24 protein-coding genes are annotated in these 24,467 nt (G+C 44.6%); 15 read left to right on the forward strand and 9 right to left on the reverse strand.

Translation table 11 applies throughout. From position 1 onward, the window contains the following. The 3 genes from IM462_RS17500 to IM462_RS17510 form a co-directional block, all read left to right on the forward strand. Positions 1-893: WD40 repeat domain-containing protein (locus IM462_RS17500; RefSeq protein ID WP_287715437.1), on the forward strand; the 893-nt coding region annotated here is incomplete at its 5' end. A 339-nt stretch (positions 894-1,232) separates the two neighbouring features. After that, entirely contained in the window at positions 1,233-1,481 is a 249-nt protein-coding gene (locus IM462_RS17505) for a type II toxin-antitoxin system HicB family antitoxin (protein WP_002736552.1), read from the forward strand. 2 nt (positions 1,482-1,483) lie between these two features. Next, entirely contained in the window at positions 1,484-1,699 is a 216-nt protein-coding gene (locus IM462_RS17510; protein ID WP_002738249.1) for a type II toxin-antitoxin system HicA family toxin, read from the forward strand. Between the two features lie 219 nt (positions 1,700-1,918). On the opposite strand, the gene IM462_RS17515 is transcribed toward IM462_RS17510, so the two are convergent. The 3 genes from IM462_RS17515 to nifJ form a co-directional block, all read right to left on the reverse strand. Further along, on the reverse strand, positions 1,919-3,127 hold the full coding sequence (locus tag IM462_RS17515; protein WP_287703567.1) for an ATP-dependent 6-phosphofructokinase: 1,209 nt from the start codon (positions 3,125-3,127) through the stop codon (positions 1,919-1,921). Positions 3,128-3,523: 396 nt separating this feature from the next. After that, positions 3,524-4,549: a dihydroorotate dehydrogenase-like protein gene (locus IM462_RS17520; RefSeq protein ID WP_147073068.1), complete on the reverse strand. Its 1,026-nt coding sequence runs from the start codon at positions 4,547-4,549 to the stop codon at positions 3,524-3,526. A 2-nt stretch (positions 4,550-4,551) separates the two neighbouring features. Further along, positions 4,552-8,106, reverse strand: a complete 3,555-nt coding sequence (nifJ, locus tag IM462_RS17525; protein WP_287703570.1) for a pyruvate:ferredoxin (flavodoxin) oxidoreductase — start codon at positions 8,104-8,106, stop codon at positions 4,552-4,554. A gap of 454 nt (positions 8,107-8,560) precedes the next feature. On the opposite strand from nifJ, the gene lexA reads away from it, so the two are divergent. Further along, positions 8,561-9,175, forward strand: a complete 615-nt coding sequence (gene lexA, locus IM462_RS17530; protein WP_287661965.1) for a transcriptional repressor LexA — start codon at positions 8,561-8,563, stop codon at positions 9,173-9,175. Positions 9,176-9,305: 130 nt separating this feature from the next. Next, entirely contained in the window at positions 9,306-9,572 is a 267-nt protein-coding gene (locus IM462_RS17535) for a TIGR02450 family Trp-rich protein (RefSeq protein WP_016515581.1), read from the forward strand. Positions 9,573-9,726: 154 nt separating this feature from the next. Here the strand turns inward: IM462_RS17535 and IM462_RS17540 are convergent, their stop codons facing one another. Together IM462_RS17540 and IM462_RS17545 are read right to left on the reverse strand one after the other, a co-directional pair. Beyond that, on the reverse strand, positions 9,727-11,061 hold the full coding sequence (locus tag IM462_RS17540) for a DUF4335 domain-containing protein (RefSeq protein ID WP_287703572.1): 1,335 nt from the start codon (positions 11,059-11,061) through the stop codon (positions 9,727-9,729). Positions 11,062-11,236: 175 nt separating this feature from the next. Further along, positions 11,237-11,776, reverse strand: coding sequence for a DUF3038 domain-containing protein (locus IM462_RS17545; protein ID WP_271935893.1), 540 nt, complete (start codon positions 11,774-11,776; stop codon positions 11,237-11,239). A gap of 136 nt (positions 11,777-11,912) precedes the next feature. Here IM462_RS17545 and IM462_RS17550 point away from each other — a divergent pair, with 136 nt between their 5' ends. After that, positions 11,913-13,484 (forward strand): Na+/H+ antiporter, encoded by a 1,572-nt coding sequence (locus tag IM462_RS17550; protein ID WP_147072914.1) that lies wholly within the window; start codon positions 11,913-11,915, stop codon positions 13,482-13,484. Between the two features lie 120 nt (positions 13,485-13,604). Here IM462_RS17550 and IM462_RS17555 read toward each other — a convergent pair whose 3' ends face one another. Then, entirely contained in the window at positions 13,605-14,246 is a 642-nt protein-coding gene (locus IM462_RS17555) for a PEP-CTERM sorting domain-containing protein (protein WP_287703575.1), read from the reverse strand. Between the two features lie 390 nt (positions 14,247-14,636). Here IM462_RS17555 and IM462_RS17560 point away from each other — a divergent pair, with 390 nt between their 5' ends. Beyond that, on the forward strand, positions 14,637-14,888 hold the full coding sequence (locus IM462_RS17560; protein WP_287715438.1) for a BrnA antitoxin family protein: 252 nt from the start codon (positions 14,637-14,639) through the stop codon (positions 14,886-14,888). 13 nt (positions 14,889-14,901) lie between these two features. Here IM462_RS17560 and IM462_RS17565 read toward each other — a convergent pair whose 3' ends face one another. Together IM462_RS17565 and IM462_RS17570 are read right to left on the reverse strand one after the other, a co-directional pair. Beyond that, a complete protein-coding gene (locus IM462_RS17565) occupies positions 14,902-15,186 on the reverse strand; it encodes a DUF4926 domain-containing protein (RefSeq protein ID WP_287703598.1) in 285 nt (94 codons plus the stop codon). A gap of 21 nt (positions 15,187-15,207) precedes the next feature. Then, positions 15,208-15,723, reverse strand: a complete 516-nt coding sequence (locus IM462_RS17570; RefSeq protein ID WP_287703580.1) for a single-stranded DNA-binding protein — start codon at positions 15,721-15,723, stop codon at positions 15,208-15,210. A gap of 85 nt (positions 15,724-15,808) precedes the next feature. Here IM462_RS17570 and IM462_RS17575 point away from each other — a divergent pair, with 85 nt between their 5' ends. The 5 genes from IM462_RS17575 to IM462_RS17595 all read left to right on the forward strand — a co-directional run bounded on the left by IM462_RS17575 (position 15,809) and on the right by IM462_RS17595 (position 20,779). Beyond that, a complete protein-coding gene (locus tag IM462_RS17575; RefSeq protein ID WP_287703582.1) occupies positions 15,809-16,804 on the forward strand; it encodes an amino acid ABC transporter permease in 996 nt (331 codons plus the stop codon). 273 nt (positions 16,805-17,077) lie between these two features. Beyond that, complete coding sequence (locus tag IM462_RS17580) at positions 17,078-17,455, forward strand: hypothetical protein (RefSeq protein ID WP_002737069.1); 378 nt, start codon at positions 17,078-17,080, stop codon at positions 17,453-17,455. Positions 17,456-17,791: 336 nt separating this feature from the next. Next, positions 17,792-18,652: a shikimate dehydrogenase gene (locus IM462_RS17585; RefSeq protein WP_287703584.1), complete on the forward strand. Its 861-nt coding sequence runs from the start codon at positions 17,792-17,794 to the stop codon at positions 18,650-18,652. A gap of 29 nt (positions 18,653-18,681) precedes the next feature. Continuing rightward, positions 18,682-19,725 (forward strand): AI-2E family transporter, encoded by a 1,044-nt coding sequence (locus IM462_RS17590; protein WP_287703586.1) that lies wholly within the window; start codon positions 18,682-18,684, stop codon positions 19,723-19,725. A gap of 67 nt (positions 19,726-19,792) precedes the next feature. Next, positions 19,793-20,779, forward strand: coding sequence for a DMT family transporter (locus tag IM462_RS17595; protein ID WP_287703587.1), 987 nt, complete (start codon positions 19,793-19,795; stop codon positions 20,777-20,779). Between the two features lies 1 nt (position 20,780). Here the strand turns inward: IM462_RS17595 and IM462_RS17600 are convergent, their stop codons facing one another. Continuing rightward, a complete protein-coding gene (locus IM462_RS17600) occupies positions 20,781-21,101 on the reverse strand; it encodes a methyltransferase type 11 (RefSeq protein WP_287703589.1) in 321 nt (106 codons plus the stop codon). 138 nt (positions 21,102-21,239) lie between these two features. On the opposite strand from IM462_RS17600, the gene IM462_RS17605 reads away from it, so the two are divergent. From IM462_RS17605 to IM462_RS17615, 3 genes are all read left to right on the forward strand, one after another. After that, positions 21,240-22,109, forward strand: coding sequence for an MBL fold metallo-hydrolase (locus IM462_RS17605; protein ID WP_287703591.1), 870 nt, complete (start codon positions 21,240-21,242; stop codon positions 22,107-22,109). Between the two features lie 126 nt (positions 22,110-22,235). Beyond that, the gene (gene ubiE, locus IM462_RS17610) at positions 22,236-22,934 is read left to right on the forward strand and encodes a bifunctional demethylmenaquinone methyltransferase/2-methoxy-6-polyprenyl-1,4-benzoquinol methylase UbiE (RefSeq protein ID WP_287703593.1); all 699 of its coding nucleotides are present in this window, start codon (positions 22,236-22,238) and stop codon (positions 22,932-22,934) included. Positions 22,935-22,969: 35 nt separating this feature from the next. Beyond that, positions 22,970-24,208, forward strand: coding sequence for a DUF445 domain-containing protein (locus IM462_RS17615; protein ID WP_287703595.1), 1,239 nt, complete (start codon positions 22,970-22,972; stop codon positions 24,206-24,208). The last annotated feature ends 259 nt before the right edge of the window (positions 24,209-24,467 follow it).

The raw sequence follows: 24,467 nt of genomic DNA on the forward strand, positions 1-24,467 counted from the left end.
AAGAAATCCGCACCCTCAAGGGGCATGATAGAGATGTCATAAGCGTTAATTTTAGTCCCGACGGCAAGACTTTGGTGAGCAGTAGTGGTGACAACACCATCAAACTCTGGAATGTAGAGACAGGCCAAGAAATCCGCACCCTCAAGGGGCATGATAGGGCTGTCTGGAGCGTTAATTTTAGTCCTGACGGCAAGACTTTGGTGAGCAGTAGTAGTGACAAGACTATCAAACTCTGGAATGTAGAAACAGGCCAAGAAATCCGCACCCTCAAGGGGCATGATAGGGCTGTCTGGAGCGTTAATTTTAGTCCTGACGGCAAGACTTTGGTGAGCGGTAGTTGGGACAGCACTATCAAACTCTGGAATGTAGAAACGGGCAAAGAAATCCGCACCCTCAAGGGGCATGATAACTTTGTCCAGAGTGTTAATTTTAGTCCCGACGGCAAGACTTTGGTGAGCAGTAGTAGTGACAAGACTATCAAACTCTGGAATGTAGAAACAGGCCAAGAAATCCGCACCCTCAAGGGGCATGATAGCGGTGTCGGAAGCGTTAATTTTAGTCCCGACGGCAAGACTTTGGTGAGCGGTAGTTGGGACAAGACTATCAAACTCTGGAATGTAGAAACCGGTAAAGAAATTCGCACCCTCAAGGGGCATTATAGCTTTGTCTATAGCGTTAATTTTAGTCCCGACGGTAAGACTTTGGTGAGCGGTAGTGACGACAAGACTATCAAACTCTGGAATCTTGGGACAGACTGGGGCTTAAGTGATTTAATGGAACGTAGTTGCGATTGGGTGCGGGTTTATTTGCACAATCCTAATTCTGGCGTCAGGGAGGAGGATAGGCATTTGTGTGATGGGATTGGGGGTAAATCGTCAGTATCAGGATTTTGAGGATTAGAGGATTTTCAGGATGCTCAATCTTAAAAGATTGTCAGGAGTTTCCAAGTAAATAATCCAGTTAATCCTAAAATCCCTTTAATCTTGGTTTAGACTTCTTTGTGAGGATACAGAAGGATTATAGGGCGATGCAGAAGAGTTGTAGGACAATACAGAAAGATTGTAGGACAATGCAGGACTTAAACGCTTTAATGGAGCGTAGTTGCGATTGGGTGCGGGTTTATTTGCACAATCCTAATTCTGGCGTTAAGGAGGAGGATAGACATTTGTGTGATGGGATTGGTGAGGAGAAGTGATAATATAGTTACATATTATGGAGATTTAGAGAAGAAAATGATCTTACTCAATTATTGTGAAAAAGCTTTACAAAAAGCACAATACAAAAGGCTAAATGACGGTACTTGGTTTGCTGAAATAGAAGGCTTTCAAGGCGTTTGGGGAAATGGATTGACCGTTGAAGAATGCCGTCAAGACTTACTAGAAGTTCTAGAAGAATGGATCATTTTAAAATTACAAGATGGCGACCCTTTACCTATCATAGATGGATTAGAAATTAAAGTTACAACAGTTGCAGAAGTTTAGTTATGCCATCAGCAATTTCTCGCAGAAAATTAATCAGAAAATTGAAAGCTTTAGGTTACACAGGGCCTTTTTCTGGTAGTAAACATCAATTTATGAAAAAGGGTCAACATAAAATTCGCATCCCTAACCCTCATGGAAATCAAGAAATCTCTACAGATTTAGTTAAGGAAATTCTCAAACAAGCGGGTATTAGTGATGAAGAATGGGACAACAGTTAAACAGTATTGGTTATATATTTAGGATTTGATCTTTATGATTCTTTTCATATCGCTTGCGCTGAATATGCTAGAATAGACGTATTGTTAACCACCGATGACAGATTACTGAGAAAAGCCATAAAATACAGTAAATTATTGCAAGTAAAATTAGCAGAATTAAATATCTTAACCAATTAATAAAGCGAGAAAGTATGAGCAACCCTTCTCGCTTTATTATAACTAAACCAACGCCTCCACAGCTTCTGGAACCACTGCCGTCTCAGTTGTGGGATTTTCCCCTAGGTAAATTCCCAAAGAACGGGCTGTTTTCACAATAAAACCATCAGGATCCACGGGATAGGCACAGCGATGCTCTTGATGACATTGTTTGATAATTTTGATCACTGGTTTCAGGGGCAAACTACGCACTTGTCCCCCGCGCCAAATCACCACGCGATCGAGTTTTCCCTGTTCAATTAATTCTACGGCCTTAATGCCGAAAGCCGTGGCTAACAGTCGATCCATGGCCAAAGGAGGACGACTTCTTTGCAGGTGTCCCAAAGACATGGCCCGCACATCCATGGAATTGAGATAACAGAAGACGGGATCGGTAACGCACAAAGAGCGAGTTTTGTCAAATATTAATTTTTCTAAATAATCGGCAATATACTTCTCTTTTTGGTTATTTTCGTTCTTAACACCCTCAGAAATGACAATGAGAGCGAATTTACGACCTTGAGCGCGTAATTCTGCCAAATGACGACAACAACCGTCGATAATTGCGGGAGTGAGAGCCGGGGTTAATTCGGGAATAAAAATCGCATCGGCCCCCCCGGCAATTCCGGCATGAAGGGCTAAATGACCGGCATCTCTACCCATCACCTGCACAATCATCACCCTTTCGTGACTAGCGGCGGTAAAGGTGAGATCATACAAAGCTTGAGTAACGATATCGACGGCAGTGGTAAAACCGACTGCCCATTCCGTATAGGGAACGTCATTATCGATGGTTTTGGGAACCGCGATAATATTCCAATTGCCTTTCTGGGCGAGATCGTAGATGATATCGATGCTCCCATCGCCCCCGACGACGATCAGGGCATCTAATCCCAGCATTTCGTATCCTTGCAGGATTTTCGTGGCAATTTCTGGGTTTTCGGGATGTCCTTTGCTCAAAGAACCCAAGACACTACCACTAAGAAACTGCAAAACGTCTAATCCTTTCAAGACCCCGGGTAGGTTATAGCCATGCTGAGTCAGGATTAAATCTTGGGGGTGATATTTTCCCTCGGCAATCTGCATAAAACCGTCGGTCCCGTAGGGAATGCCGTACACATCCCAACCCTTTAGTTTTGATGATTTCACCACGGCACGAATTACCGCATTTAACCCCGGGCAATCGCCACCACTGGTCAGAATACCGATTTTTTTCTTTTGATTCTCGTTCATGGTTATATCCTCCAGGATTTTTTTGTCAGTTATCAGTTATCAGTTATCAGTGATCAGATGTAAGTTTTCAGTTTTCAGTTAAGTAGCTGGTTATAATTAAATTAAAAATCGATTTTAGGTTCGATCCCCCCTGCCCCCCTTGATAAGGGGGGTGCCGATAGGCGGGGGGATCCCCCTTGATAAGGGGGGTGCCGATCCCCCTTTAGTCCCCCCTTGATAAGGGGGGTGCCGATCCCCCCTGCCCCCCTTGATAAGGGGGGTGCCGATAGGCGGGGGGATCCCCCTTGATAAGGGGGGTGTCTGATAATTTTTAACGCCTACCTACTTAAGTTTTCAGTTCACTGATTACTGATTACTGATCACTGATCACTGAAAAAAGCTCCCCACTTTCCACTTTTATTTACTGGTGGTTTGAAAACGTTTCCAAACAGGTTCGTAACTTTGCAGAGCTTTCATGTACTGTACCCGTTCAAAAGCAGTCGGATCTGGGCAATTCATTTGACTCATACTGCCAATTAACTGCTCGATCGATTCGTATTCATTTTCTTCCAACCAATGCAATAAACCCTGTTCGATCTTGGTAATTTCCTCCAAACCGTGGCGTAATAAAACACTAACTAACATGGTCGCTTTTGCCCCCACCATCATCATTTTGATCACGTCGATGGCGTTATGAATACCACTGGTAGCGGCAAAATCAGTCGGTACACGACCGTAAAGCATGGCAATCCAGCGCAGGGGTAAACGCATTGCTTGGGGATTACTGAGGATAATATTGGGGTGAACATCTAAGGTTTCTAAGTCGATATCCGGCTGATAGAAACGGTTAAATAATACCAACCCATCGGCCCCCGCTTCCGCTAATTGTTTAGCCATATTGGCCGTATTGCTAAAGTAGGGACTTAACTTCATCGAGACGGGAATTGATACCTCCGATTTGACAATTTTGAGGATATCAATATAGTTTTGTTCGACGTGATTTCCGGTTAATTCCAGGTCGTTGGGAACATAATAAACATTCAACTCCAAAGCATCAGCGCCCGCTTGTTGAATTTGAATGGCATACTCCAACCATCCCCCAGAGGTCTCACCGTTGAGACTGGCAATAATGGGAATATCGACCATTTCTTTGGCTTTGCGAATATGGTTGAGATATTCGTCGGAACCAACGTGAAAAACCTCCGGTTCGGGAAAATAAGTCAAAGCTTCCGCAAAACTCTCGGCTCCGTGGGTAAAATGATGGTGTAGAGCCAGTCTTTCGTGTTTAATCTGCTCCTCGAAAAAGGAGTGTAAAACCACGGCAGCGGCCCCAAAGTCTTCCATTCTCTTGATATTGTCGATATCCTCGCTCAAGGGTGCGGCCGCACCGATAACTAGCGGCGATCGCAATTGTAAACCCATGTAAGTAGTGTGTAGATTCATAACTATTCGTTGCTCCCTGTACCTTTTGCTGCTAAATACTGATACATTTGCCAGCGCGTATCCACATCTGCTTGTGCTTCTTTGAGCAGACGTTTAGCTTCCTCCGGCTTACTGGTGGCCAACATCTTAAAGCGATTCTCCGAGTAGAGAGTTTGCGCTACGGTAAGCTTAGGCGCACGGCTATCCAATTGCAGGGGATTTTTGCCTTCTTTAGCTAAATCGGGATGATAACGGTACATTAACCAGCGACCGCTTTCCACCACTTCTTTTTGATGGTTCATGGCGGTGGTCATGTTGATCCCGTGAGCAATACAGTGAGAATAGGCGATAATTAACGATGGCCCGTTGTAAGCTTCCGCTTCTAGGAAAGCTTTAATCGTTTGCTCGTTTTTTGCTCCCATAGCCACGCTGGCCACATAGACATTACCGTAGGTCATGGCCATTAAACCGAGGTCTTTTTTCGGTCCTGGTTTGCCACCAGAAGCAAATTTAGCTACGGCGGCCCGAGGAGTAGCTTTCGAGGCCTGGCCGCCCGTATTCGAGTAAACTTCCGTATCCATGACCAAAATATTCACATTGCGACCACTAGCTAAAACGTGATCTAAGCCACCATAACCGATGTCGTAGGCCCAACCGTCACCCCCGACAATCCAGACGCTTTTCTTGACCAGATAATCGGCCACGGATAACAACATTTTCACCTGCGTGGTCGGGGTTAATTGCCCTAAACGGGATTTTAGGTCCTCTACCCGATGCCGTTGTTCGTAAATTTCCGCTTCATCGACTTGGTGACAATTGAGAATATCTGCCGCTAGACTTTCTCCGATTTCACTAGCAAGGGTTTGTAAAAGTTCGGACGCAAATTCTGCCTGTTTATCGATGGAAACTCGGAATCCTAAGCCAAATTCGGCATTATCTTCAAAGAGGGAATTCGACCAGGCCGGACCGCGACCTTCGGCGTTAACTGCCCAGGGTGTTGTCGGTAAATTACCTCCGTAGATAGATGAACAACCGGTGGCATTAGCCACTATCATGCGATCGCCAAATAACTGACTGACTAATTTAACGTAGGGAGTCTCACCACAACCGGCACAAGCGCCAGAAAACTCAAAGAGAGGTTCCTGCATTTGCTGATGGTTAATTTTATTGAGATTTAGGCTTAATCGGTCTGGATTAGGCAAATTAAGGAAGAAATCCCAGTTAACTCGTTCCTGTTCCCGCAGGGGCAATTGGGGAGCCATATTAATCGCTCTTAGACGCGGTTGCGATTTGTTTTTAGCGGGGCAAACATCAACACAGAGACCGCAACCGGTACAATCTTCGGCGGCCACTTGGATGGTGAATTTTAGCCCTTTCCAGTCGTGATCCTTGGCATTAGCGACTTTAAAGGTTTCCGGGGCCGTGGCTAATTCGGCCTCATCATAAACTTTCGAGCGAATAACGGCGTGGGGACAAACGAGAACGCATTTACCGCACTGAACACAGACATCCGCATCCCAAACGGGGATTTCTTGGGCAATATTGCGTTTTTCCCATTGGCTAGTGGCGGTGGGATAGGTCCCATCGTTGGGAAGGGAGCTAACGGGCAATTCATCCCCGTGACGGGCGATAATTTTGCCGAGGACTTCTCGGACGAAAGCGGGTGCAGTGTCGGGAATTGGTGGTCTTAACTCAAAAGCTTCAGGGGTGACAGTGGCGGGAATTGGGACTTGATAGAGGTGTTCTAGGGCAGAATCCACAGCTTTGATGTTCATCTGCACGATTTCTTCGCCTTTCTTGCCGTAGGTCTTGCGGATGGCTTTTTTGATTTGTGCGATCGCATCTTCCCGAGACAAAACCCCCGCTAGGGCAAAGAAACACACCTGCATCACGGTATTAATCCGGCTGCCCATGCCCGCTTCTTTGGCTACTTGAGTCGCATTAATCGTATAAACTTGCAGATTTTTATCGATGATAGTTTGCTGGAGATGGCGAGGTAAGTGACTAAATACCTCCTCCGGTGGATAGGGACTATTCAGCAGAAAAATTGAGTTCGATTTAGCGGTTTCTAGCAGATCAAATTGTTCGACAAATTCCCACTGATGACAGGCGATAAAGTTAGCATCAGTGATTAAATAGGTAGAGCGAATCGGATGGGGGCCAAAGCGTAGGTGAGAAACGGTGACGGAGCCAGATTTTTTGGAATCATAGACGAAATAACCCTGGGCATAATTATCAGTATCTTCACCGATAATTTTAATTGAATTTTTGTTAGCTCCCACCGTACCATCGGAACCTAAACCGTAGAAAACCGCCCGCACTACTTCGTCTGGTTCAGTGGAAAAACTGCGGTCATATTCCAGACTGGAAAAGGTGAGATCGTCAACGATACCAATAGTGAAGTGATTTTTCGGTTTGTCGAGACTTAAGTTATCAAATATACCGGCAACCATGGCCGGAGTAAATTCTTTGGAAGATAAACCGTAGCGTCCTCCCACAATTTTCGGCAGCTTGCCTTCGTACTCTTCCATAAAGGCATTTACCACGTCTAAATATAGCGGATCGCCCCCGGCACCGGGTTCTTTACAGCGATCTAAAACGGCTATTTTTTTCACTGTAGTGGGCAAAGCTGCCAGTAATTTGTCGGCGGCAAAGGGACGATAGAGACGAACTTTTAAAACCCCAACTTTAGCCCCATTTTGATTGAGATAATCAACGGTTTCATGGACGGTTTCCCCTCCCGATCCCATTAAAATAATCACTCTTTCGGCATCGGGCGCACCGTGGTATTCATAGAGATGGTATTGCCTTCCTGTTAATTGGGCAAAACGATCCATAATTTTTTGGGCGATATCGGGACAAGCATGATAGAAAGGATTGACGCTTTCCCTTGCCTGGAAATAAACATCGGGATTTTGTGCCGTGCCTCGTAACACCGGTCGATCGGGAGTTAAAGCCCTTTGACGATGGGCAATAATTAGGTCTTCATCGATCAGTTCTTTGAGAGTTTCATCGCTAATTAATTCGACTTTTTGCACCTCATGACTGGTACGAAACCCATCAAAAAAGTGCAGAAAAGGAATCCTGGTTTCTAGGGTGGTAGCCGTGGCAATAGCCGCCAGATCTTGAGCTTCTTGAACGGAATTAGCCGCTAACATAGCCCAACCCGTACTTCTGGCAGACATGACATCACTATGATCTCCAAAAATTGACAACCCTTGGGCTGCTAAAGCACGGGCCGCCACATGGACTACTGAAGAGGTTAATTCTCCCGCAATTTTGTAGAAGTTGGGGAGCATTAATAATAATCCCTGGGAGGAAGTGAAAGTGGTAGTTAAAGAGCCTGTTTGTAGCGCTCCGTGCAGGGTTCCCGCTGCCCCACCTTCGCTCTGCATTTCGATTACGGAAGGAATGGTTCCCCAGAGATTAGCTCTGCGTTCGGCTGCCCAACTATCGGACCATTCACCCATAGGCGAGGAGGGAGTGATAGGATAAATAGCGATTACTTCACTGAGACGATAGGCAACGCGTGCAACAGCTTCGTTACCGTCTATGGTTGCATAGGTTTTTGTGGTCATGTGTTCCCCTTAGTTTTTACGATATTTGTCGGGATTTTAAGTTTTTTTACGGCTCAATTTCGCACTAAATATCCTCTCGTTTCCCTGACAACCGAAGGATTTTCTTTGAGCGTCGCTTTTGACTCCCTATCTACTATTGGACGCTTACGGCAGACAGGCTTAAGTAGAGCGATTTTTCTGTCTCCACCTCGATCATTATCCAGATTCTCGGCTTTCTAGCAATTCGTTATTTTTTCTTAATACGCTGCTGAGTTTGCCAGCAATTGTCACCTGGATTAATTAATATTGAGAATTGATAAGTAATCGTGCAGAATTAATTTCCTAAATTTTTGATTTTTGCCAGCGGTCTCAATAACCAGTTGATTTAGTCGGCCGATGAAGTTAAGATGTACTAGGTTGAACACAAATGAACTAAAGTACAAATTATCTTAACCCAAGGATAGGAAAATAGATCATGACTAACCTCGAATCCCTTACTCAAGCGCAACAGGAGTTGTACGACTGGCTAATTGAGTACATTCGCACTACTCAGCACGCCCCTTCCATCCGGCAAATGATGCGAGCGATGAATTTACGCTCTCCCGCACCGATTCAAAGCCGTTTAGAACGTTTACGCACCAAAGGCTATATTGATTGGACAGAAGGAAAAGCACGCACCCTGCGGATTCTCAAACAACCAGTGCAGGGTTTACCGATTCTCGGCGTGATCGCTGCCGGTGGTTTAGTGGAACCCTTCACCGATGAGGAAGAAAAACTCGATCTTTCTAACCTGTTGCAACGCAGTCAAGACTGTTATGCTCTGCGCGTTTCCGGAGACAGTATGATCGAGGATCATATTGCCGATGGGGATCTGGTGATTATGCGTTCTCTGACGGGTAGTGAAGCGGTGTCCAATGGGGAAATCGTCGCCGCTAGAGTCGAAGGCCACGGCACTACTTTAAAACGTTTCTACCAAGAAGGAGAAATCATCACTCTTCAACCCTCCAATCAAAAATATCAACCAATTACAGCCAATACCGAACAAGTACAAGTGCAAGGGGTTTTGGTTGGTGTTTGGCGCGGTTATTAACCAAAACTGGGGCGCACTTAAGCGCCCCGATCATTTTTCCTCTCCTTGGCTTCCGGAAAAGAATCGGGTTGGCAGACATAGGATAATATAAGGGTTTTAGCCTATCCCGAACTCAGGTGTTTTAACTTTTATGCCCAAAAAACAGAAATATCCCCATCTCTTGGGGTCAAAATGGACGGCAAAACAAAAAACATGGGGCTGGCGACATTTTCAAGTGGTCAATCGTCAAAATCGCGGTCAATGGGTTTTTGCCGAATTAGTCGCTTCCTGCGATCCGACCGTCCGCTTCTGGATTAATGCTAAACAGTTGCAAGACGCGAATCTCTGGCAATCCGGTTGGCAAACCCTAACGGAAATGAACCAACCGGACAGCATCGACGAGATTATTGTTAATTAAGTAGGTAGGCGTTAAAAATTATCAGATGCCCCCCTTATTAAGGGGGATCCCCCCGCCTATCGGCACCCCCCTTATCAAGGGGGGCAGGGGGGATCGAACCTAAAATCAATTTTTAATTTAATTATAACCAGCTACTTAAATGCAGTACAGCCTATTACTGTTCCATAAAAGTCCGCACCGTACCATCAGAACCAAGAACTAGACGCAATTGGGGATTACCAGAGATATCGAGGGGAGACACGAAAGGTTGATTGAGCAGGGGCATATTAGTGCGATCGAGATAGATTTTCGCCGCCTGTCCCAGGGGAATAATCTGTTTTAGGGAACCATCCTGATTTAAGACCAAACGGTACTCTAGAGTATGCTTGAGACTTTCTGGCGGTTGCCAACGGGATTGAAAATATTCTCTGGTTTCTGCTACTTGGGGAATGGTATCTAGTAAGTTCGTCTCTGGGGCTTTAGCAGTGCTTGTGGGCGGTTTGGGGTCTAAATTGACATTTTCGGAGTTAATAGGGCTTAGAGGCGGTAAATTGGGCAATTTTGGCGGTGCTGGAGTCGGATTCATCGTGGTGGGGGGAATATTTGCTAGTGCGTTTGTACCCTGAGCGCCAGTGACGGGGGGGGCAGTAATCGGGATGTTCTGATTATTCGGTTCAATTACGATCGCCGTGCCGCCTAGACGCGAACCTGTCACTGGTGGCGGCGGTAAAGTGGACGGCGGAATCACTAGGGGGACGCTAGAGGGGCGCACTGGCACTGGAACGGTTGCCACGGGTGGCGGTGGCGGTAAAGGGGTTTTATTGCCCAAATTTGCCGGTAACTGCGGGTTTGGGGCGGCTGTTCCCGTGGGGGGTAAAGGCAGCGTTGGCAAGGGTTGGGGAATCTTGGCGTTATTGGGATCGCTGGTTAAATCATTGTTGACCACTTCTTGCCGTTGATAAAATGCGATCGCTATTCCCCCGATAGTTATTAGGGCTGAGGCGATTAATCCCGTCCAGATCAGGGCATTTTTTCGAGTTTTCTGGCGAATTAATGGGGGTATTAGGGGGCTTTCATGGTTATATTCCCCTAAAGCATTGGCTAGATCGAATAATTGCGATGTGGTTAATTCGATCTCCTGTTTATCCTGATCGGTTAGCAGGGAACCTAAAAATAATTGATGCTGGAGAAGTCCCCGACAACGGAGGGAGGGTAAGGAGGGGAGATGACTTTCGGGGGAACCACTAGCCACGAAAGAGAGGGTAGAAACGGGACTAGAGAGTAAATTCTGCACATAATTAGCGACAATTTCCCCTAGGAGTTGTAATTGTGTCCGATCGCCTTTGATCGTCACCTGTTTTTCCTCACTCAATCTAGGATCATCAAAACGCAATTGAAAGTGGGCATCGTTTAAGACATTTTTACCCAGCCAAACCGCTAGAGGCGAACTATTTCCCCAAATTTCTAGGGTACAGGTGGGGGGTGTATATTTGCGAATTAGATTACTCATTTTTAGTTATCGGTGGGAATTATGAATTATGAATTATGAATTATGAACTGGGAAGCTTTTTTTCAGTGTTGCCAAAGGCACGGCGTAGCCGTCCAGTAAACAGTAAACAGTAATCAGTGAACTGAAAACTTACATCTGAAAACTTACATCTGATAACTGATAACTGATAGGCTTTTTATTTTTTACTTGCCAAAAGGGTGTGCCAGAGAAGGAGATGACTGCGGGGACTGCTGTAGAACAATAAATCGATTAATAATTTCCAAGCTAGGGAAGTTAGGCTAGAATCAATGAGATTATTTTCCGATATTTCTGGGTATTTTAAGCGAAAATTATCAATATAATTGCCCAAAAGCGTGGTTTTGACCGGTTCTTCTCCTTGAGTTCCCACTTGTTCCAAAAGAATTACAGCGCGACGGATTAACTCTTGCTTTTTTTGGGCTAGATGACAGAGGAGGAGAACTAGAGAACGGATGTCCGCTAGGGAAAGTTTTGACTGGGGTTGCCAGTGGTGGGCAACTAGGCGATCGCTTGTATCTGCATCTAAGGCTAATTCTTGGGCTGCTTGGGTGATAGACTCGGAGTCTAAATTAGCTAGAGAGACTAAAGCCGCCAAAATCAGGTTTAAATAGCTATTAATATTCTCTAACTGCTCGTTACTGGGTGAGATAGCTAGGGGTAAATCCTCACCCGTGGAGGACTCGGCAGACTGAGGCATAGTCAAGGACATAGATAATAAGGAATTGCCAGCAGAAAAACTTGGGTTTAGGAGAAAAAATCACTGGTTCTAAAGTGTCATAATAATTTAGATTGTTCTTTTCTTGCACGTCCGCTCACCGATTGCCTCCCACCCAATGAGTTTAGAATCCGCTACCGATGAAGTCATTAAGCAAAATTTAGAACAATTTCTAATTGTTTTGTCCGTTTCCCTGAGTGTGGCCACGGTTTCGAGGATTTTTAGCTGGTTTCGCCAAATTCCTTACACCCTATTGTTAGTGATAGTCGGTTTAGGTTTAGCTTTCATCGATATCCGTCTGGTGAACCTATCCCCCGAACTGATTCTAGAAATTTTTCTGCCCCCTTTGCTATTTGAAGCCGCTTGGAATACGCGCTGGCGAGATCTGAAGGATAATTGGATTCCCGTCAGTCTTTTCGCTATTGTCGGCGTAATTATCTCGATTTTCGGGGTTGGCTTTGCCCTAGATGAATTGACCAATTTACCCCTATTTACGGCCTTATTAGTGGGTGCGAGCCTTTCTTCTACGGATCCCGTCGCTGTTGTCGCTCTTTTTCGCGAATTGGGGGCAAGTAAAAACCTCACCGTGCTTTTGGAAGGGGAAAGCTTATTTAATGATGGGGTCGCTGTCGTCGCTTTCGCTCTTTTGGTGGAAATTCCCCTCGGTGCTAGTGGTCTATCCTTAGAGACAACCATTAGCCGGATTGCGGCTTTTATCGGTATCGGGGTGGCAGTGGGTTGTTTAGTGGGTTTTGGTATTTCCTATCTGACTCAACGTCTGGATTTACCCCTAGTAGAACAGTCTTTAACTCTTGTGTCCGCCTACGGTGCTTATTTATTAACCGAGGAGTTCGGGGGTTCGGGGGTAATCGGAGTGGTGACTACGGGGATTATTTTGGGTAATTTTGGCTCTAGAATCAGTATGAGTCCCCGTACCCGCCTATTAGTCACACAATTCTGGGAGTTTCTCGCTTTTTTTGTCAATTCGATCGTTTTTCTCCTCATCGGCGATCAGATCCGTCTCTCCAGTTTAGCCGATAATCTCAATTTAATTTTTATCACGATCGCCGCCGTGGTAGCGGCCCGTTTTCTGGCTACCTTTGCTTTAGCAACTGTTAGTAATGCCTTGATGGAAACTAAAATTAATTGGCGAGAAAAAACGGTTTTATGGTGGGGAGGTTTGCGCGGTTCCGTTTCTATTGCCCTAGCTTTAAGTGTGCCGGTTATTTTTCCCAATCGTCAGGATATCATCGATATCGTCTTCGGAGTTGTTCTCTTTACCCTTTTGGTTCAGGGATTAACTATTCAAACTTTCCTATCGAGATTAGACTTGATCGGTGATCAACCAATTCGAGAAAACTATGCGGAACTTTTAGCCCGACGGGTAGCTTTAAAAAGGGTTTTAGACTATCTTTCTAAGTTAGATAAATCTCCCGATGTTGCCCCCGAATTCTTTAGTTATGAGCAGCATCTTGTCAAAGAAAAGTTAAAGACTGTAGAAGCGGAAATTCAATCTCTCAACGATAGTTATCCCCAATTACAGCTATTGACAATGGAACAACTTCGGGAAACCCTCCTAGATATCGAAGCTGATACCTACGCTGAATTTATTCGATCCGGCCGTTTAACTAGCAATTTATCCCCCGTCCTCCAAGAAATTCTCGCTGAAAGTAAAATTAGTGAACAGTAGGACTATTTATTTTGGGGTATATACAATCAATCTCAATTCTCCTAACGACCAACGACTGGGTTTTATGACAAAAACCCCTCCAATTAATGAAGGGGTTTTTGTGGGGTTTTATGGGGGATTTTAGGAGACTTTTGTAGTTTCTTTTTCAGTGGATTGGGAGGGTTTTAGTTTGCGCTTGAGGGTTGAGGCTGCGCCTAGAGTGCCGAGTGCGAGGAGGCTGAGAGCGGTAGAGGGTTCAGGTATACTGATGTTGATGTCACTACCTATATGATTTCCAGTAAAAACAAAAATATACTGAGGACTAAGATTAATACTATACAAGTCCCTATGATTTGGTGCTGGATTATGTTCATGTCCTACTGTTTTTTGGGTTATTAAACCAGGGACGATCTTATCTCCAGCTTGAGAAAATGTAAAAAAATCACCTTCATCACTATCACCATCGTCAGCAGGAACTTTATGTTGAGCAAAAGCAAAAAAATCTAGACCATTTATTTGATTATCACTAAAAGCAACAGAAAAATCCCAACACACTCCTCCATTAAATGCACATTTAATCTGTGGAAAATCACTTCTATCAATAGAAAAAAAAAGTGATTCGTTAGGATTTCTTCGTCCATCCCACTGGAAAGTAGCTGTAAAACTATCCTTCGTATCTGTTAAACTAATCAGTGTAAAGGAATTTGCGGTAACATTTTTAGGACATAAAGCAATAGTAGCTACTGTTATTCCAAGAATCAAACCTAAATTAAAGTTTTTCATTTTTAATAGTATTCCGAAAAATACTTCTACTAGCGGACAACAAGATGATACACATTACCCCCCCCCGCACTGTATTAAAAGTTACAATTTAATAAATCTTTATATTCTTCTCCCTGGCTTAGGGATTCACAGGGGAAAGAGTTTCAGGTATTTTCCCCTGTTTTACTGCTTCTCAGGCGACCGATCGCCTTCCGTGAGGGATTGTGGCGCGGTGTGTAGGATTCGGTAATAGGGTTCAAAATTTCGCTAACATTGTTAAGTAGCTGGTTATAATTAAATTAAAAATGGATTTTAGGTTCGATCCCCCCTGCCCCCCTTGATAAGGGGGGTGCCGATAGGCGGGGGGATCTGATGATTTTTAACGCCTACCTACTTAGGTGATTATTTATTATGAGTATGTCGAGAGAGGAACAATTAAAGCTCCTTGGTCAGATGAAAGATTCTGATATAGATTATTCAGATATAGCTGCTACTGATGCCGAATTTTGGCAAGAAGGTACTGTTAATTCTCCTCTAAAAGTTCCTGTAACTCTGCAGCTTGAACCCTCAGTTGTTGCTTGGTATAAACAGCAATTTCCCAAAAAATATCAGACTTTAATTAATGCCGTACTAAAAAAATATATGCTAGAACATAATTATTAATTCCGTTTCTGGTTCATAGAAAACTTTGACTTGAGCCATAGGGTTTTCCCTTAAGCAGAATTCGCGCCGCCTCCAGTTCATAATGCAAGACCAGAAGCTGATCGCCTGGCAGAATAGCCATCGCATATTCCCGCCCCTGACTGTCAGAAAATTCCACTAAATATTGATAGTGCGAACCTTTTTCATGCACCTCAACCACCGTTCCCACCTGTACGCTCGGTAAGCTGGGGACAGCTTCATAATCTGGTTCAACTAAAGTCAATCGCTCGCGAGGGACAGGGTTGAGGATGGCAACCAGATCTAAGAGTTTGAGGGGTGATTAGAAAGGAATATCGTCTAAATTTTCCTCCACCGATGTGTCGCTGGGTTGCCAAGCGGAAGGATTAGAAAGTTCATAGGATGCGTCATATTCAAAGTCCCCGGTGGAGACAGGTGCGACGGGTTTTTCCACCGGGGTTTTATTCGATTTGTGGGTATTGATTGGTACGACTTTTTCTGGAGTCGGGGCTGCCATTTCACCGCTACTCATGCTGCCGTCAAGATGATAGAGATGACTAATGACTAATTCGGCCCGTTTTTCCTTAAAACCTTCGGGACGATCGATCGTCTGCATCGAGAGACGACCTTCCAAAATTACCCGATCGCCTTCATTATAGTTCTGAGCGACTTCTGAGGCTAAATTTCCCCAAGCTACGGCCCTTAAATTAGCTGGGGTTGCCTCGGCACGATTGGGAGAAAACTCGACTAACATTTGAGCGTAGGGAGTTTGATTATCTTGGGTATAACGTAATTCGGGACGACGGACAATTTTAGCCATTAAAATGCAACTGTTCATGGTCGAAAATTAGTCTGAATTTTTCTGATAGCACCATTGTACTGAAGAAGTACAAGGATCACCACTGGGGAGGTTAGGGAATTTTATGGGACTCTGGTTAAGAAAAAATCTCTTTAACACTTGGTACAACATCATCTTAACCCTTGCGGGTCTATTTCTCGGCCTCTGGGGTGGTTTAAGTTTTCTCGATTGGGCGATAAATCAGGCAAAATGGGCTGTAGTGACGGAAAATATCGGTTTATTCGTAGTCGGTCGTTATCCAGAACAGTCAATATGGCGTATTTGGCTGATTTTAACGATACTTGCGGCTTTATCACTGTTTTCTTGGCAATTAACCCGGGGTCGCTTCCCCAATTGCCCCGCTTTTCTCCAACGCTGGTGGGGATTGCTCTGGTTATTGACTTTACCTTTAATCGCTTGGTTACTATTGGGGGGATTATTTTTAAAGGCAATTCCCCTCGATGATCTCAGTGGTTTAATCTTAACTTTATTAGTAGCGATCGCCAGTATGATTTTATCTTTCCCCTTGGGGGTATTATTAGCCCTGGGGAGACAGAGTGAATTACCGGCAATTCGTTGGCTATCTATTGGCTATATCGAATTATTGCGCGGTTTACCTTTGTTGGGAATTTTATTCATGGCTCAGGTGATGTTACCTTTAATTTTACCCGCCGGGACGAGACCGGAACGGGTGATCAGAGCGATCGCCGGATTTACCCTTTTTGCAGCAGCCTATCTGGCCGAAAATGTCCGCGGTGGTTTACAAGCGATTCCCAAGGGTCAAGTTGAAGCGGCCAAAGCCTTGGGTTTAAAACCGATTTTCGTTTTATTATTGATCGTTCTACCCCAAGCTTTAAAAGCGGTCATTCCCGCTATTGTTGGTCAATTTATCAGTTTATTTAAGGATACTTCTCTACTGGCGATCGTGGGGCTGGTGGACCTCTTGGGTATGGCAGGATCGGTTTTAGCTAATCCGAAATTTATCGGCGATTATCCAGAGGTTTATCTATTTTTGGCGTTTATTTACTGGATTTTCTGTTATTCTATGTCCCTAGCCAGTCGTAGGTTAGAACAGCGTTGATTGGGAAGTGGGGTGTGGGGTGTGGGGTGTGGGGTGTGGGGTGTGGGGTGTGGGGTGTGGGGTGTGGGGTGTGGGGTGTGGGGTGTGGGGAAGCTTTTCAGTGAACAGTAAACAGTGATCAGTAATCAGTGAACTGAAAACTCACATCTGATAACTGATAACTGATCACTGATAACTGATAGATGGCTACCTGGCTTTTTGTCATAAATATTGATATGATTTAACAATCAGCAGCAATTTATGGTAAATATATTTATTTAGGAGAGCGAGAAAATGGCTGGATTCTTTGGCCTGTTTGGCAATAAGACGAAATACGTCGATGAACCGATGGATATGAGCGCACCGGAACCGAAAGAGGCTTTTTACTTGGAACCCGATGACGCTAAAACTCTCGGTGATATCGACTTTATGCGGACACCGATCACGATCCGACGTACTTTCCCGAAAACTGCCTCGAATAAAAAGGGTGGCGAATCGATTAAACAGATTTCTTCTATGGAAGTCAGCAAAGTCACCGATAACGGTATTGTGGCAAAATCGGCCACTTCCGAGGCTAATAGTAAGGCTAACGCTGCTAATGATAACGTTCGTCGCGCTAACGATGACAATATCAATCCTTTCCTGAAAATGGCCCGCGAAATCAAGAAATAGTATAGGGTTTGCTGAATAAATCTAAAAACCTTGTTGGGTAAAACTTTTAGACCTTTTGGCCATCAAAAAGTAATGGATCTGGGAGTGATCGGGGGAAAAATCCCTGGACTTTTTCCCTGAAAATTAGGTAATTGACCCCCTCAAAATCGGTAAAACCCTACACCCGTTCGGACTTCGGCGTGAGCTCAGTCGAACGCTGAGCTCACGGCCGAAGCCCACACCCCACACCCTACACCCTGCCCCCAGGAAAAACTTTTTCAGCAAACCCTAGTATAGTAAGGTGAGCATTGGCCACCCTTGATATCAAACTTTGGTGGGGAAAGCCCACCTTTTTTTATGACCATTATTAACGGAAAAACCAAGTTATTAGGCGTAATCGGCGATCCTATCGGCCATACTCTTTCTCCCCCCATGCACAATGCCGCTATCGATGCCTTGGGGCTAAATTATGTCTATCTTCCCCTACCGATCGCCCCGGAAAATTTAGCAACTGCGATCGCTGGCTTGGCCGCCATCGATCTACAGGGTTTTAGCGTCACAATTCCCCATAAATTAGCAATTATTCCCTTATTATCGCAAATTACCGAGAAAGCAAGGCTAGTGGGCGCAGTTAACACCGTCTGGCGCACGGAAACCGGCTGGCAGGGAACGAATACCGATGTGGATGGCTTTCTCGCACCCTTGAAATCCCTTGACAAAGATTGGAGTCAGGTGAATCCAGTTATTTTAGGCAATGGCGGCGCCGCCCGGGCGGTAGTGGTGGCTTGCGCCCAGTTGGGCTGTGGCAAAATTCATGTGGTAGGACGCAATCAAAGGAAATTAGATCCTTTTAAAGAAAGTTGGGCGAATACCAGCCTCTATGACCTCCTAGAAGTGCATGGCTGGGACGAATTAGAGGGGATGCTACCCACCACAGAACTCCTGATTAATTCTACCCCGATCGGAATGTCCCCCCAGGGCGAACAATCCCCTGTTGAGTTAGAATTATTAGACCTTTTACCCCCATCGGCGATCGCCTACGATCTGATTTATAATCCCCGGCCGACCAAATTTCTCCGGTTGGCCCAGACTAGAGGGATAAGAATTATTGATGGGTTAGAAATGTTAGTTAATCAGGGAGCGATCGCACTAGAAATCTGGTTAGGTCAACCGGTCCCCGTCTCGGTCATGCGGGAAGCTTTGTTAAAACAATTCTAAATGCTAAAATCCTATTTCTGGCTTTATTTATGCCCCCTTCTAGTTCCTTTTGGAAAACTCTGAATAACTCGATTCTAGTACGCTATCTATTATTATTTGGCTGTGGCTGGAGTCTAATTATCTTAATTAACTATTTCTACGGGATGATCGCTATTTTTACCGGTTCGGCAGTCCTGGCCGCTCTATTAAATTATCCCGTGGTTTGGTTATCCCGTTATCTACCGAGAGGACTAGCCATTGCTATTACCACCCTAGTAGCTTTTATCCTCCTATTTAGATTAGTCACAGGCATAGGATTAGAAGCGGTTAATCAGGGGAGAGGACTACTATTTAATCTTACCGATGCCCTTAGTCAAAAAGATTTTTTACCCTTTCAAGACTTTCTCGATCGATTAGATTTGAATAAAATGGTGGGAAGCTTACAAACCGGTTTAGCCACGGGTTTATCGCTCGTACAGGGAGTTTTTTCCAGTGTCTTTACGGGCATTTTCGGGGCGGTGATCAGTGTTTATATGCTCATCGACGGTGATAAACTCTGGCGAAGTTTTTTGCAACTTCTCCCCCTAGCATACCGGGAGCGTTTTGCCAAGTCTTTTCGACAAAGTTTTCTGGGATTTATTCGCGGGCAACTGTTGTTAATGCTCTTTTTATCCGTGACGAGTTTCTTAAGTTTTTCCCTATTGGGAATCAAATATGGGCTAATTTTAGCGAGCATTCTCGGTGTTATCGATGCTATCCCGGGTATCGGGGCAACCCTGGGCATTTTGTTGGTAACTATCTTGACTTTTACCTCCCAGGGACTAGCAATTGCCGTTAAAGCTTTTATTGTCTGTGTTGTCTTGGTGCAAATTCAAGATAATATTCTTCGCCCTAAAGTTATGGGCAATGCCCTAGAATTAAACCCAGTAATTTTATTTTTATCCCTCTTTATCGGCGAAAGAGTTGCGGGATTATTAGGAATTTTTCTCTCCATTCCTATTGCTGGAATGATTGCGATCTGGATCGGATCGAGTGAAGAAAAACCAATAACAGATTTAGAGGAAAATCAGTTAGGAGAAAGTCAGGAGAATTAAGGGCTGATCCCCAGTCTCTACTATACAATTAGAGAAATTTGTTATCCACAACACTCGATCGCTACCTATGGAAAACCTAGATTTAAAGAAATCCTCGCCCCTCTTATTTATCTCACCGTTTTTTCTCTGGGGAACAGCGATGGTAGCGATGAAGGGTGTTATCCCCCATACTACCCCCCTATTTATGGCGGGAATTCGCCTTGTCCCCGCCGGAATGTTAGTTTTAATAGTAGCTTGGTTTTTAGGTCGTCCTCAGCCCAAAACCCTGCAAGCGTGGCTATGGATTGCCCTTTTTGCTCTGATGGATGCCACTCTTTTTCAAGGTTTTCTGGCATTGGGATTAAATCGCACCGGGGCGGGGTTAGGATCGGTAATTATTGACTCCCAACCCCTAGCGGTGGCTTTAATGTCCAGTTGGCTATTTAAAGAAGTTATCGGTGTCTGGGGATGGTTGGGATTGGGTTTAGGGATTGGGGGAATTAGTTTAATTGGCTTGCCCGATCAATGGTTTTATGACTTTTTTGGACAAAAAGCGGTAAATATTGACTTTAGCTGGCAAGAATTACTAAATAGCGGCGAAATGCTCATGCTTTTGGCTTCCCTATCCATGGCGGTGGGAACAGTCTTAATCCGGTTTGTCTGTCGTCATGCGGATCCCGTCAGCGCCACCGGATGGCACATGATTTTAGGAGGATTGCCGCTATTTTTAGCTTCAGGTTTGAGAGAATCCCATCAATGGCAGAATATAGATTTAAATGGTTGGTTAGCTTTAAGTTATGCCACGATTTTTGGTAGTGCGATCGCCTATGGAATATTCTTTTATTTAGCCGCCAAGGGCAATTTAACCAGTTTAAGTTCTTTAACTTTTTTAACTCCGGTTTTTGCCCTCAGTTTCGGGAATTTATTCCTTGGTGAGATGTTAAGTATATTGCAATGGGTGGGGGTATCTTTAACCCTTGTTAGTATTTATTTAATCAATCAAAGGGAAAGAATCGCCCCACAAGTGCGAGCAATTTTTGCTAATCTTTCCTCACTTATACCCAAAAGCAACTAACTCAATCCTCAGATAATATAGTTAGCTTTTCTCCCGATGGATCGTATTTAAAAAAAGCTTCTACGCCATAACCGCAGCGATCGCTATTATCCCAGAAAGCGGCGACTAAACTACCGCGACGAAAACAGCCAATTTGACAGTAAACCTCGTCCGGTTGCAGACAGGCAACGGCTAGATTGAGCAGGGGAAAGAGATTGATATCAGAATAGGAGGCGGTTTTTTCGCTTAAAAGGGTTAATTGCTCGGAAATAGGCGACATTAAAGCCGATCCCCAATCCTGATACTGTTGGGGCAGTTTTTCTAAGAATTTCTGTAAATCCATACCTTAGCTCTTGCAAAAGTGACGATCCTCACCCCTTAATCATAGATCGTTATCTTCGGGATGAAGTCACTGCCTTAATTGTGGAAGAGTGCTAATCTGATCTATTAGCCCATCAGCACAAGTAGACCAACTTCTGATATGCCCTACAACTGCTTCCAGATCAAATTTTGGGGAGTACGGGGAAGTATTCCCTGTCCAGGTTCGGAAACCGTTCGTTATGGTGGTAATACTTCCTGTGTGGAGATGCAAGTCGGTAGAGAAAGATTAATTTTTGACGGTGGTACGGGGTTACGCATCCTAGGACAGTCTTTGATGGCAGAAAGTCCAGCGAAAGCCCATTTATTTTTCAGCCACTCCCATTGGGATCATATTCAAGGTTTTCCTTTTTTTACCCCCGCTTTTATCAGGGGCAATACTTTTAAAATCTATGGGGTTCCCTCCCCCAACGGGGCAACCATGAAGCAAAGATTAGACGATCAGATGTCACACCCTAATTTTCCCGTGCCTTTGCAGATTATGCGGGCCGATTTAGAATTTTATGATCTAGAAATCGGCGAAACCCTCCACTATGGCGATGTCAGCGTCGAAACCCGTCCTTTAAATCATCCGGGGGAAGCGGTGGGTTATCGGGTAAATTGGCGGGGTTTATCGGCAGCTTATATTACCGATACCGAACATTTTCCCGATCGCCTTGATGATAACGTTTTGGCTTTAGTCCGGCAAGCGGATGTGATGATTATTGATGCTACCTACACCGATGAGGAATACAACGATCCTAAGTATTCTAAGGTGGGTTGGGGTCATTCCACTTGGCAGCAGGCAGTCAAAATCGCTCAAGCAGCGCAAGTTAAGCAGTTAGTTCTATTTCATCACGATCCCGCCCATAATGACGATTTTCTTGATCGCATTGGTGAACAGGCAAGAAAGATTCTGCCTCAAACTATTCTCGCCCGGGAAGGCCTGTTGATCGAACTACGACCGGAAGGTTCTCGGATAGATGAAGCGTAACCTAAGTCACTGTTCCCCACCATGAAGATAACTGCTGTAGATGCTCAACAGCTTATCCCCGTGGGCGCAGATAGGATAGAATGATATAACTTCATCTGGGATTTTCTCTGATGCCATATTATAAAAATGTCCAATCAATCCTCACCTAACTCCACAGAAATACAAGCAATTTTTGATCAGATCGCTCCCGAATATGACCGACTCAATCAAGAATTAAGTTTAGGATTACACCGCGTCTGGAAATTAATGACAGTCAAATGGTGTCAACCCAAAAAAGGGGACTTTGCCCTCGATATCTGTTGTGGCAGCGGCGACCTGACTAACCTATTATCAAAACAAGTGGGCAAAACCGGCAAAGTGATCGGACTAGATTTTTCCCCACAACAATTAAAAATCGCCCGTCAACGTTTTAGCGCCACTAATATTAACTGGATGGAGGGGGATGCCCTCAATTTACCCTTTGCCGATTCTAGCTTTGATTGTGCCACTATTGGCTATGGATTACGCAATGTGGTGGATATTGCCCAATGTTTGGGGGAATTATACCGAGTCCTGAAACCGGGTGCTAAAGCGGCGATTCTTGACTTCCATCAACCCACCGAAACCATCGCCAAATTATTCCAAAACTGGTATCTCGATCATATCGTCGTTCCGGCTGCCGAGCGCTACGGTTTAACTGACCAGTACGCTTATATTAGTCCCAGTATCGATCGCTTTCCCCAGGGCCCAGAACAGGTAAAATTAGGCTATAGGTCGGGATTTTCCAGTGCCGTTCACTATCCACTCCTAGCAGGACTGATGGGAGTGTTAGTCTTGAAGAAATAACTTACTCACATTTCCGTTTATTTTTTGCTGCTAAATTGAATCTCCCTACTCTTTGGACATGGATCTTACCGCCGATCGCGGGGGCAATTATTGGCTATTTTACCAACGATGTAGCCATTAAAATGCTATTTCGTCCCTACAAGGCGATTTATATCGGTAAGCGTCCTCTTCCCTTCACTCCGGGGCTAATTCCTCGCAATCAAGATCGATTAGCTGTCCGGGTATCGGATACGATCATGGGTTCCCTGTTAACCCCCGAGGAATTACAAAAACTGGCTAAACGACTCCTCGACACCGAAAGGGTACAGGGGGCGATACTCTGGCTGTTACAATTAGCTTTAAAACAAATAAAAGGCGATCGGCAAGCAAAAACCGCCGAGATTTTGGCGGCGATTCTTCACGATTTATTCGGGGAATCTTTAGCGAGATTACTAAAAGTTTTAGCCCGACGGCAGGACTTTTTAGAAAAACAGATCAATCAAATTTTTGATCGCCTAGTCTTAGAATTTTCTCTCAGTGAACAACAGGCGCGACAATTCTCCGATTGGCTATTAGAAACCGTCCTACCTGCTGATGTTATCCGTCTAGCTTTAATCGATTTTTTAACCGATCGCAATATTCAGGTTATCGATGAAGGATTTCGGGAAAAAACCAGTGGAACCTATTGGGTAGTAGCCAATTTATTCGGTTTACGCAATGCCCTGGCCCGCTTACGCACTTTTTGCCTTGATGAAAAGGATTTAGCTAATACCAGAATCAAAGAATTATTACTATCTTTAGAGATGCGTAATCGTCTGAAAAACTGGTTACAAAGTATCTCTTTACAAAATTTACCTATCTCCACCGTCAGACAATTGCGTAAAACCACTAGAGACACGGTGCGAATTTATATTCAAGAAAGTGGCGAACAATTTCTGCAAGATTTTGGACAAACGATCGACTGGGATCAAATCGCTAATTTAATTATTAATCGTCTGCAATCTTCGGAGTCAATGACTACATCATTAGGGGTAATTAGTCAAGAGTTAGCGTTAATTTTAGAGCGTTATCTAGAGGAAGATTTAGAGAAATTAGTCGCCCAAATTATCCCGATTCTCAACATCGATCAAGTGATCCGCGATCGGGTAAATGCTACTTCGCCGGCCGATCTGGAAAATGCTATTCAAGGCATTGTTAAACAGGAATTACAGGGAATTGTTAATCTTGGTGGGATTCTCGGTCTTCTAGTCGGACTAATGCAAACAGTTATTTTGATCGCACAGAATCCGGGGTAATAATTAGGGTTTGCTGAAAAAGTTTGTTGGTGGGGGCAGGGTGTGGGGTGTGGGGTGTGAATTTTCCCCCTGAAAAAGCCTTAATCTAACAAGGTTTTTAGATTTATTCAGCAAGCCCTAATTAGGGTTTGCTGAAAAAGTACGGGCGAAGCATTCGGGCAATAACCTATCGGTGAAACCGTAGATTTTTTATCCGAATGCTTCGCCCCTACAGGACGCGGGCCGATGAAGACGCAAGGTTTTGAAGCACGATTCTCTC

Origin of the sequence: Microcystis sp. M144S2 (genome assembly GCF_020246065.1) — a bacterium.
GTDB classification, from domain to species: domain Bacteria; phylum Cyanobacteriota; class Cyanobacteriia; order Cyanobacteriales; family Microcystaceae; genus Microcystis; species Microcystis ichthyoblabe_A.